Here is a 10,314-nt window from a genome sequence, read left to right on the forward strand (position 1 = left end):
GTGGGAGCGGGCAAGCCCGCGAAGAGTCCAGCACCGGTAACCAAGCCCCCCTGCCCCGGCGCAACCCTTACTTCAGTACAGCCAGCGCCGCATCATAGTTCGGCTCGTCAGCGATTTCGCCAACCAGCTCGCTGTGCAGCACCTTGTCGTTCTCGTCCAGCACCACCACGGCACGGGCAGCCAGACCAGCCAGCGGGCCGTCGGCGATGGCCACGCCGTAGTTTTCGAGGAACTCGCGGCCACGCAGGGTCGACAGGTTCTTCACGTTGTCCAGGCCTTCGGCGCCGCAGAAGCGTGCCTGGGCGAACGGCAGGTCGGCGGAGATGCACAGCACCACGGCGTTGGCCACATCATTGGCCTGGGCGTTGAACTTGCGCACCGAAGTAGCGCAGGTCGGGGTGTCGACGCTCGGGAAGATGTTCAGCACCTTGCGCTTGCCGGCGTAGTCCTTCAGCGACTTGTCAGCCAGGCCTTCACCCACCAGGGAGAAAGCCGGCGCCTGGGCACCGGCCTGTGGCAGGTTGCCGTTGACCTGAACCGGGTTGCCTTTGAGGGTCACTTGAGCCATGACGAAATCCTTATGCGGGGTTTGAAAAGGACACTGAGTTAAGCATGAAGGCGGCCGGGTGCCTATGGGGGCAGTGAAATTGTTCTATTGCCGGACAGTTCTTGTGGACAAAAAAATGCCCGGATGGCGACAAGCGCCCCGGGCATTCTTCATCGACGGCAGCGAATCAGCCCAGCAGGCCGTACACCACCGAGGTCAGCGCAACCAGGCCGACCACCACCACGAACACGTTGGAGGCCGCACCGCTGTACTTGCGCATCGACGGTACGCGGCGAATCGCGTACATCGGCATGAGGAACAGCAGCACCGCAAGGATCGGGCCGCCCAGCGACTCGATCATGCCGAGAATGCTCGGGTTGAGGGTGGCGACGATCCAGCACACCACCAGCATCAGTGCGGCGACCACGCGGTCCAGGGCCTTGGCACCCGGGCGCGCACCGGTCTTGGTGATGATGCCCTTCAGGCCTTCGCTGGCACCGATGTAGTGGCCGAGGAACGACTTGGCGATGGCCACGAAGGCGATCAGCGGCGCGGCGAAGGCGATGGTCGGGTTGCTGAAGTGGTTGGCCAGGTACGACAGGATCGACAGGTTCTGTGCCTTGGCTTCGGCCAGCTGGGCGCTGCTCAGGGTGAGCACGCAGCTGAACACGAAGAACAGCACCATGACCACCATCAGCAGGTGCGCACGGCGCAGGATCTGGCCGCTGCGCTCATCGGCGTGCTCGCCGTAGCGGCGCTTCTGGTCGACTGCGAAGGCGGAGATGATCGGCGAATGGTTGAACGAGAACACCATTACCGGAATCGCCAGCCACAGGGTGTGCAGGAAGGCCGAAGCCGGCGGCACCTGGGTGGCGCTGTCGAGGATACCGCCGGTCCAGTGCGGCACCAGGTACAGGCCCAGCAGCGCCAGGGCGACGATGAACGGGTACACCAGCAGGCTCATGACCTTGACCGTGGCCTGTTCGCCGCAGCGCACGATGGCCAGCAGGCCGAGGATCAGCACGAACGACAGGATCACGCGCGGCGGCGGCTGCATGTGCAGCTGGTGCTCGATGAAGCTGGACACGGTGTTGGTCAGCGCCACGCTGTAGATCAGCAGGATCGGGAAGATGGCGAAGAAGTACAGCACGGTGATCGAGGCACCGGCGCTGCTGCCGAAATGCTCCTTGACCACTTCGGTGATGTCGCCGTCATGACGCCCGGACAGGACGAAACGGGTCAGCCCGCGGTGGGCGAAATAGGTCATCGGGAAGGCCAGTATGGCCAGGATCAGCAGCGGCCAGAAGCCGCCAAGGCCGGCGTTGATCGGCAGGAACAGGGTTCCGGCGCCGATGGCTGTGCCGAACAGGCCCAGCATCCAGGTGGTGTCGTGACGCGACCAGCTGCCGAGGGTGGCGGGGGTCGATTCTGCAAAGCGTTGTTCAACGCTTGGGGCCTGCTCATTCATTCCGGGTGACGCTCCACTCGCAAGACTGCAACAGGCTGAGAATGGCGAAGTAGACGTTTCGCCCAACTCAACCGGGAAAGAGGGGCGCGATTGTGCACGGAAAGGTTGCACTTGCGAAGCCCTTTTCCGAGGAGCGGTTGCACTTGTCTTTACAAGCAGGTTGCAATCGGGGGCTGCCTTGCAGCCCAATCGCCGGCAAGCCAGCTCCCACACCGACCGCGTACTCCTTGAGCCACGCGCTGTTCCCGTGGGAGCCGGCTCGCCGGCGAAAGGGCCGCAAGGCGGCCCCGTGCGGTGTTACTTCTGAACTGCAGCGAACGCTTCGGCAACCCGTTGCAGGTTGGCCGGGCGCAGGCCGGACATGCACACGCGGCCGCTGTCGATCAGGTACACGCCGAACTCGTCGCGCAGGCGGCGTACCTGTTCGACGCTGAAGCCGGTGTAGCTGAACATGCCGCGCTGGCGCAGGAAGAACTGGAAGTCCTGACCTGGCAGCAGCACCGCCAGCGCATCGACCAGGGCCTGGCGCATGTCGAGGATCCGCTTGCGCATCACTTCGACTTCCTCGGCCCACTGGGCGTTGAGGGCGGCATCGCCGAGCACGCCGGCGACCAGCTGGGCACCGAAGTTGGGTGGGCTGGAGTAGTTGCGGCGCACGGTGGCCTTGAGCTGGCCGAGCACGCTCTGCGCGGTGGCCTCGTCGTCACAGACCACCGACAGGCCGCCGACCCGCTCGCCGTACAGCGAGAAAATCTTCGAGAACGAGTTGCTGACCAGGCACGGTACGCCGGCGCGGGCCATTTCGCGAATGGCGTAGGCGTCTTCCACCAGGCCTTCGGCGAAACCCTGGTAGGCGATGTCGAGGAACGGGATCAGCTGGCGTGCCTTGACCACTTCGACCACTTGTTGCCACTGGTTTTGCGTGAGGTCGGCACCGGTCGGGTTGTGGCAGCAAGGGTGCAGCAGGACCACGCTGCTGGCCGACAGGGTGCGCAGGGTCGCCAGCATGCCGTCGAAGTCCACGCCACGGCTGGCCTGGTCGAAGTACGGGTAGGTGTGCACCTTGAAACCGGCGCCTTCGAAGATGGCGCGGTGGTTGTCCCAGGTCGGGTTGCTGACCCAGACTTCGGACTGCGGGAAGTAGCGCTTGAGGAAGTCGGCACCGACTTTCAGTGCGCCGGAACCGCCCACGGTCTGCACCGTGGCCACGCGGCCGCCGCTCACGGCCGGGTGCTCGGCACCGAACAGCAGCGCCTGGATCGCCTGGCGATAGCTGGCCAGGCCTTCCATCGGCAGGTACAGGGAGGCTTCGTGGTCCTGGCCGGCAATGCGTTTTTCCACCGCATCCACCGCCGCCAGTTGCGGCACCACGCCGGCCTCATCGTAGTACAGGCCGATACTCAGGTTGACCTTGTCGGCGCGCGGGTCGGCCTTGAAGGTTTCCATCAACGAGAGGATCGGGTCGCCGGCATAGGCATCGACATGTTTGAACACAGCGTGCAGCTCCTTGGATCAGGACGGTACGAAAAGTCAGCCCCGAGCATACCCGGACTGCGCGCGGAGGAACATCAACTATTGTGCAAGGTTGTCTATGCAACATTGCATGGCTTGGGGTTTGTGCTGATTCTTCGCGGGCATGCCCGCTCCCACAGGGATAGCACTGCCCTTGAAACCTGTGCAGTACCTGTGGGAGCGGGCGTGCCCGCGAAAAGGCCGGCTCAGCCAAGCAGCTCTTTCAGGCCTTGCAACTCCTGCTCGGTCAACGCCACCCCCTCCTCCTCGGCCAGTTCGCGCTCACGGTAGCGCCGCTCGCCCGGCATGCGCCTCAGCCCCACCGCCTGCATCTGCTCCACCAGCTCACGGCTGCGCTGGGCAAAACGCTCGCCCTCGGCCTTGCTCGGGTCGATGACGATGATCAGCTGGCCGGTCCATGGCGTTTTCGCCCCCGGGTGCCCCGACCAGTCGAATTCCCAGGAAAAATGCCCGCCGGTCAGCGCCGCCGCCAGCAGCTCGACCATCATCGACAAGGCCGAGCCCTTGTGCTCGCCAAACGGCAGCAAGGCACCGCCTTCGAGAATCGCCTTGGGGTCGGTGGTCGGCTCGCCGTTGGCATCCACGCCCATGCCCGGCGGCAGTTGCTGGCCAGCGCGTGCGGCAATCTGCACATCGCCATGGGCCATGGCGCTGGTGGCCATGTCGAAGACGATCGGGTCATGTTCGGCACACGGCGCGGCAAAAGCGATGGGGTTGGTGCCGAACAGCGGCTTGCGCGCGCCATGCGGCACCACGCAGGTCATGCTGTTGACCACGCTCAGGGCCACCAGGCCTTCATCGGCGAAGGGCTCCACATCCGGCCACAAGGCAGCGAAGTGGTGCGAGTTGTGGATCGCCAGCACGGCGATACCGGCATTGCGCGCCTTGGCCACCAGTAACGCGCGGGCCGCCGCCAGCGCCGGCTGGGCAAAACCGCCCGCGGCATCGACACGCACATGACCGGCGGCCACATCGCTGACCTGCGGCGTGGCCTGGCCATCGACCCAGCCGCTGGCCAGGGTCGAGACATACCCGGGCATGCGGAACACCCCATGGCTGTGGGCGCCATCGCGCTGGGCACTGGCGCAGTTGTGGGCCAGCACCCGGGCCACGCTGTCGCTGCAGCCATGGCGCTGGAAAATGGCCTGCAACAGGCTCTGCAGCTCGGTAAACGGCACGCGCACGACATTGCTGGTGGAAGGTGCGGACATCTGAAGCTCCTTGTTGGTATTGGAATGGCTACAGCGTTGCAACGACAAAAACTTTCCGGCATGTGACAGCTATCTGTCAAATGTTGACTTGATGACAGAAAACAGCCATTTTCTTTCGCAAGCCTCACTCAGGAACAGCAGCATGAGCCAATTGATCAAGCAACGCCTGCAAGACAGCCTCGAAGGGGCCGCTGCTTCGGGCCGCAAGATCGCCAGCTACATGCTCGCCAACCTGCACGAACTGCCGTTCCAGACCTCGGCCAGTATTGCCGCCAAGCTCGGTGTCAGCGAATCCAGCGTCGGCCGGTTCTGCCGCTCACTGGGTTATGCCCATCTCAAGGCGCTGAAGCAAGACCTGCAGAACGACCTGGGCGATGGCCCGTGGCTGGTGGGCGACCGTTTGCAGGATTACCGCCAGAACCAGGACGCCAGTGACAACGCCGGCAGCCTGGAACTGGAAATCGCCGCCCTGGTGCGCGTGCACGAATACCGCCAGGGCAACGCCTGGCACAACGTCGCGCAACGCCTGGCCAGCAGGCCACGGGTGTTCATCGCCGGTTTCCAGACCGAGCGCGGCATCGCCATGTGCATGAGCCACCTGCTGCAATACCTGCGCGACGGTGTGCAACTGGTCGATATCGGTGCCGGGCACTTCGGCGAAGTGCTGCTGGGCCGCGCCGAAGACAGCGCCCTGGTGGTATTCGAGGCGCGCCGCTATTCCCGCCATGCCCTGCTGTTGTGCCAGAAGGCGCGCGAGGCCGGCATTGCCGTCACCCTGGTGACCGACCCCTTCTGTGACTGGGCCGATGCCAACGCCGACGAGGTGTTCCGCATCCCCACCGAATTCAACCTGTTCTGGGAATCCACCTCGACCATGCTGTCGTGGGTGCACCTGATGGTCAACGAGGTCTGCAAGAAGCTCGGGCCGGATGTTGAAAAACGCTTGGAAGCAACTGCCGCTCTACATAACGAATTCGTCGGCTACACCTCGTGGTCGACGGGAAAACAACAATAGCAAGAGTGCAATGAGGTGCGAGATGAACAAGACCATGGCCTTGGTGGGTGCGTGCGCCCTGCTGCTGTCGGGTGCCGCCAGCGCCGAAACCCTGCGCTTCGCCACAGAAGGGGCCTACCCGCCCTTCAACTATGTCGACGCCGATAACCAGTTGCACGGCTTCGACGTCGATATCACCCACGCCCTGTGCGAACAGATGAAAGTCGAGTGCACGCTGGTGGCCCAGGACTGGGAAGGCATCATCCCGGCGCTGATGGCGCGCAAGTACGACGCCGTGGTCGCGTCGATGATCGACACCGAAGAACGGCGCAAGAAAATCGCCTTCACCGACCACTATTACCGCACTCCGCTGACCGTTGCCGTGGCCAAGGACAGCAAGATCGACGACGCCCAGAGCACGTTCGACGGCTATACCGTCGGCGCCCAGTCGTCGTCCACCCAGGCGATCTACGCCGAGGATGTGTACGCCAAGGCCGGCGCCGATGTGAAGCTGTACCCGACCATGGACGAAGCCAACGCCGACCTGGCCGCCGGCCGCCTGGACGGGGTGATCGCCGACAAGTTCCCGCTGCACGAGTGGATGACCAAGAACGGCGGCGACTGCTGCAAGATCCTTGGCGATGTGGCCAACACCAAGGCCGATGCCGCGATTGCCGTGCGCAAGGACGACGAGGCCCTGCGCCAGCGCCTGAACACCGCACTGCAACAGATCGTGGCCAACGGCACCTACCAGAAGATCGCCAGCAAGTACTTCGCTTTCGATATCTACAACTGATCTTCAGGAGGTTTTGCGCCTCCCTGTGGGAGCGGCCTTGCGTCGCGAAAGGGTCGCGTAGCGGCCCCGGCAATCTGTGCAGTTGCATGAACCCTGGGCCGCTACGCAGCCCTTTCGCGACGCAAGGCCGCTCCCACAGAGATCGCACTACCCGCCCAAGGGGTACGTCATGCTCGATCAATTGTCCTTGCTGTCCTTCGCCAGCGGAGGCTGGGGCCAGGCGTTGCTGGCCGGCGCGCTGGTCACCGTTTCCCTGGCCCTGGCGTGCCTGCCCATCGGCCTGCCACTGGGCCTGCTGGTGGCCCTCGCGGCACGCTCGCGCAAGCGCCTGCCACGGGCCTGGGCCACGACCTTTTCCACCGTGTTCCGTGGCCTGCCCGAACTGCTGACGCTGTTGATCATCTATTACGGCTGCCAGATCGCCGCGCAGAAGATTCTCGCCGCGCTGGGGTATCAGGGTGAGTTCCTGATCAACACCTTCCTCGCCGCGATGATCGCCTTCAGCCTGGTGTTCGCCGCATTCTCCAGCGAAATCTGGCTGGCAGCCTTCAAGACCCTGCCCAAGGGCCAGCTGGAGGCTTGCTCGGCGCTGGGCCTGAGCAAACGCACCGGCTTCTTCAAGGTGCTGCTGCCGCAACTGACCCGCATCGCCCTGCCCGGCTTGTCCAACAACTGGCTGTCGCTGCTCAAGGACACCTCGCTGGTGTCGACCATTTCGCTAGTCGACCTGATGCGCCAGACCAACCTGGCCGTCAGCGTGACCAAGGAGCCGATGTTCTTCTATGGCGTCGCCTGCCTCGGCTACCTGCTGTTCGCCGCCATTTCCGGGCGCGTGTTCGCCTTCATCGAACGGCGCAGCAACCGCCACCTGCAAGGAGCACGCGCATGAGCTTCGAACAACTGCTGGCGCTGGTCCTCGACCCCGGCCTGCTGGAACGCTACGGCCCGCGCTTTGTCGATGGCCTGCTGGTCACCGCCAAGCTGGTGGCGATCTCCTTCAGCCTGGGCGCGGTGCTTGGCCTGTTGCTGGCCCTGGCGCGCATGTCGCGCAGCCTGCTGTTGCAGCGCCTGGCCGCTGGCTACGTGTACTTTTTCCGCGGCTCGCCGCTGCTGGCCCAGCTGTTTCTGCTGTATTACGGCCTGGGTTCGCTCAAGGGCTTCTGGCAGGACGTCGGCCTGTGGTGGTTCTTCCGCGAGGCATGGTTCTGCACCCTGCTGGCATTCACCCTGAACACCGCCGCCTACCAGGCCGAGATCTTCCGCGGCAGCCTGATGGCCGTGGCCCCCGGCCAGCTTGAAGCGGCGCGGGCGCTGAACCTGAAACGCTCGACCACCTTCTTCAAGGTGATCCTGCCGCAGTCGCTGCTGGTGGCCATCGGCCCGCTGGGCAACGAACTGATCCTGATGATCAAGGCCAGCGCCATCGCCTCGCTGGTGACCATCTACGACCTGATGGGCGTGACCAAACTGGCCTTCTCGCGCAGTTTCGACTTCCAGATTTACCTGTGGGCCGCCGTGCTCTACCTGCTGATCGTCGAACTGGTGCGACGCCTGCTGAAACACCTGGAAGCCCGCCTGGGCCGCCACCTGAACTGACCGAAGGATACGCTCCATGCATTGCCAGACCCTTGTCCTCGGCGCCGGCATCGTCGGCGTCAGCACCGCGCTGCACCTGCAGGCACGCGGCCGCCAGGTGATCCTGATCGACCGCGATGAACCGGGCAGCGGCACCAGCCACGGTAACGCCGGGCTGATCGAGCGCTCCAGCGTGATCCCCTATGCCTTCCCCCGGCAGCTGGGCGCGCTGCTGCGCTACGGCCTGAACCGCCAGCCCGACGTGCGTTACAACCTGCTGCACCTGCCCAAGGCCGCACCGTGGCTGTGGCGCTACTGGCGCCAGTCGGCCCCCGGGCGCCTGGCCGGGGCCGCTGCCGACATGCTGCCGCTGGTGCAGCGCTGCGTCGAAGAGCACGACGCGCTGATCGCTGCCGCCGGCCTGCAAGCGCTGGTCCAGGCCAAAGGCTGGATCGAAGTGTTCCGTGACCCGGCGCTGTTCGCACAGGCCAAGGCCGACGCCCAGGGCCTGAGCCGTTACGGCCTGCAATTCGAGGTCCTCGAATGCGGCCAGCTGCAAGCCCGCGAGCATCAGCTGGACGCCACCGTGGTCGGCGGTATCCATTGGCTCGACCCGAAGACCGTGAACGACCCCGGCGCCCTCACCCGCGGCTACGCCACCCTGTTCACCCAGCGCGGTGGGCAGTTTCTGCATGGCGATGCGCGCAGCCTGCGCCAGGTCGACGGCCAGTGGCAGGTCGACAGCCGCCGCGGGCCGATCAGCGCCGACGAGGTGGTGGCCTGCCTCGGCCCGCAGTCGGCCGACCTGTTCAGCGGCCTGGGCTACCAGATCCCGCTGGCGATCAAGCGTGGCTACCACATGCACTACAGCACCCGTGACGGCGCCCAGCTGGCGCATTCCATCTGCGATACCCAGGGCGGCTACGTGTTGGCACCGATGGCCCGCGGCGTGCGCCTGACCACCGGCATCGAGTTCGACGCCAGCAGCGCGCCAGGCAACCAGATCCAGCTGGGCCGCTGCGAGGCGCTGGCGCGCAAGCTGTTCCCGGCACTCGGCGAGCGCCTGGACGATACCCCCTGGCTGGGCCGCCGGCCGTGCCTGCCGGACATGCGCCCGGTGATCGGCCCGGCCCCGCGCCACCCAGGGCTGTGGTTCAACTTCGGCCACGCCCACCATGGCCTCACCCTGGGCCCGGTGAGCGGCCGGCTGGTGGCCGAGCTGATCACCGGCGAACGCCCCTTCACCGACCCCGCGCCCTACAGCGCGACCCGTTTCGACTGAACCCTGCGGGAGAACAACAAGATGACCGCACCACTGAGCCTTGCCACCCTTGCCCCCGAACCCGACCCGCGCCCGGTGCTGATCCGCATCGAGGGCCTGAACAAGCACTACGGCGCCTTCCATGTGCTGCGCGACATCGACCTGCAGGTGCGCGAAGGCGAGCGCATCGTGCTGTGCGGGCCATCCGGCTCGGGCAAGTCGACCCTGATCCGTTGCATCAACCGCCTGGAAGTGGCCCAGCAGGGCAGCATCAAGGTGGACGGCATAGACCTGGCCGCCACCAGCCGCGAGGCGGCCAAAATGCGCAGCGACATCGGCATGGTGTTCCAGCACTTCAATCTGTTCCCGCACATGAGCGTGCTCGACAACTGCCTGCTGGCCCCCACCAGCGTACGCGGGCTGTCGCGCAAAGATGCCGAAGAGCGGGCGCGCATGTACCTGAGCAAGGTTGGCATCGAAAGCCAGGCGCACAAGTACCCCAGCCAGTTGTCTGGCGGCCAGCAGCAGCGCGTGGCGATTGCCCGGGCGCTGTGCATGAAGCCGCGGATCATGCTGTTCGACGAGCCCACCTCGGCACTGGACCCGGAGATGGTCGCCGAGGTGCTGGATGTGCTGGTGCAACTGGCCGGCACCGGCATGACCATGCTCTGCGTCACCCATGAAATGGGTTTTGCCCGGCAGGTGGCCGAGCGGGTGCTGTTCCTTGAAGGCGGGCAGATCATCGAGGACAGCCCGCCGCAGGTGTTCTTCAACCAGCCGCGTACCGAGCGGGCCAAGGGGTTCCTGGCGCAGATACTGCACTGAGCCCGGTGCCGCCTTTTCGCGGGCATGCCCGCTTGTATGGTTAGACTTGAAGGGGTGGTGGGACTAAATGCCCGATTCTGACTGTTCGCAGCAGTACAGACTGT

At 65.0% G+C, this 10,314-nt stretch carries 10 protein-coding genes; 6 read left to right on the top strand and 4 right to left on the bottom strand.

The window, feature by feature from the left end:
- Positions 1-67: 67 nt before the first annotated feature.
- The 4 genes from tpx to C6A77_RS21965 form a co-directional block, all read right to left on the bottom strand.
- On the bottom strand, positions 68-568 hold the full coding sequence (tpx, locus tag C6A77_RS21945; protein ID WP_114171356.1) for a thiol peroxidase: 501 nt from the start codon (positions 566-568) through the stop codon (positions 68-70).
- A gap of 166 nt (positions 569-734) precedes the next feature.
- The gene (locus C6A77_RS21950; protein ID WP_114171357.1) at positions 735-2,015 is read right to left on the bottom strand and encodes a serine/threonine transporter; all 1,281 of its coding nucleotides are present in this window, start codon (positions 2,013-2,015) and stop codon (positions 735-737) included.
- 297 nt (positions 2,016-2,312) lie between these two features.
- Complete coding sequence (locus C6A77_RS21955; protein ID WP_114171358.1) at positions 2,313-3,509, bottom strand: amino acid aminotransferase; 1,197 nt, start codon at positions 3,507-3,509, stop codon at positions 2,313-2,315.
- A 224-nt stretch (positions 3,510-3,733) separates the two neighbouring features.
- Positions 3,734-4,759: an Ldh family oxidoreductase gene (locus tag C6A77_RS21965; RefSeq protein WP_114171360.1), complete on the bottom strand. Its 1,026-nt coding sequence runs from the start codon at positions 4,757-4,759 to the stop codon at positions 3,734-3,736.
- 142 nt (positions 4,760-4,901) lie between these two features.
- Here C6A77_RS21965 and C6A77_RS21970 point away from each other — a divergent pair, with 142 nt between their 5' ends.
- The 6 genes from C6A77_RS21970 (at position 4,902) to C6A77_RS21995 (ending at position 10,210) form a co-directional block, all read left to right on the top strand.
- Positions 4,902-5,774, top strand: coding sequence for a MurR/RpiR family transcriptional regulator (locus tag C6A77_RS21970; RefSeq protein ID WP_114171361.1), 873 nt, complete (start codon positions 4,902-4,904; stop codon positions 5,772-5,774).
- A gap of 22 nt (positions 5,775-5,796) precedes the next feature.
- Positions 5,797-6,549, top strand: coding sequence for a transporter substrate-binding domain-containing protein (locus tag C6A77_RS21975; RefSeq protein WP_114171362.1), 753 nt, complete (start codon positions 5,797-5,799; stop codon positions 6,547-6,549).
- Between the two features lie 169 nt (positions 6,550-6,718).
- The gene (locus C6A77_RS21980) at positions 6,719-7,438 is read left to right on the top strand and encodes an ABC transporter permease subunit (RefSeq protein ID WP_114171363.1); all 720 of its coding nucleotides are present in this window, start codon (positions 6,719-6,721) and stop codon (positions 7,436-7,438) included.
- Entirely contained in the window at positions 7,435-8,145 is a 711-nt protein-coding gene (locus tag C6A77_RS21985) for an ABC transporter permease subunit (RefSeq protein WP_114171364.1), read from the top strand. The genes C6A77_RS21980 and C6A77_RS21985 overlap by 4 nt, the downstream gene beginning before the upstream one ends.
- 16 nt (positions 8,146-8,161) lie before the next feature.
- Entirely contained in the window at positions 8,162-9,406 is a 1,245-nt protein-coding gene (locus C6A77_RS21990) for an FAD-binding oxidoreductase (RefSeq protein ID WP_114171365.1), read from the top strand.
- Positions 9,407-9,427: 21 nt separating this feature from the next.
- Positions 9,428-10,210, top strand: a complete 783-nt coding sequence (locus tag C6A77_RS21995) for an amino acid ABC transporter ATP-binding protein (protein WP_114171366.1) — start codon at positions 9,428-9,430, stop codon at positions 10,208-10,210.
- Positions 10,211-10,314: the final 104 nt, after the last annotated feature.

It is taken from the genome of Pseudomonas sp. AFG_SD02_1510_Pfu_092 (assembly GCF_003331055.1).
GTDB lineage: Bacteria > Pseudomonadota > Gammaproteobacteria > Pseudomonadales > Pseudomonadaceae > Aquipseudomonas.

Excerpts from the sequence above, each read along its gene's own strand:
- tpx (WP_114171356.1), bottom strand. The coding sequence starts at position 568 with ATGGCTCAAGTGACCCTCAAAGGCAACCCGGTTCAGGTCAACGGCAAC.
- C6A77_RS21950 (WP_114171357.1), bottom strand. The coding sequence starts at position 2,015 with ATGAATGAGCAGGCCCCAAGCGTTGAACAACGCTTTGCAGAATCGACC.
- C6A77_RS21965 (WP_114171360.1), bottom strand. The coding sequence starts at position 4,759 with ATGTCCGCACCTTCCACCAGCAATGTCGTGCGCGTGCCGTTTACCGAG.
- C6A77_RS21970 (WP_114171361.1), top strand. The coding sequence starts at position 4,902 with ATGAGCCAATTGATCAAGCAACGCCTGCAAGACAGCCTCGAAGGGGCC.
- C6A77_RS21975 (WP_114171362.1), top strand. The coding sequence starts at position 5,797 with ATGAACAAGACCATGGCCTTGGTGGGTGCGTGCGCCCTGCTGCTGTCG.
- C6A77_RS21980 (WP_114171363.1), top strand. The coding sequence starts at position 6,719 with ATGCTCGATCAATTGTCCTTGCTGTCCTTCGCCAGCGGAGGCTGGGGC.
- C6A77_RS21985 (WP_114171364.1), top strand. The coding sequence starts at position 7,435 with ATGAGCTTCGAACAACTGCTGGCGCTGGTCCTCGACCCCGGCCTGCTG.
- C6A77_RS21990 (WP_114171365.1), top strand. The coding sequence starts at position 8,162 with ATGCATTGCCAGACCCTTGTCCTCGGCGCCGGCATCGTCGGCGTCAGC.
- C6A77_RS21995 (WP_114171366.1), top strand. The coding sequence starts at position 9,428 with ATGACCGCACCACTGAGCCTTGCCACCCTTGCCCCCGAACCCGACCCG.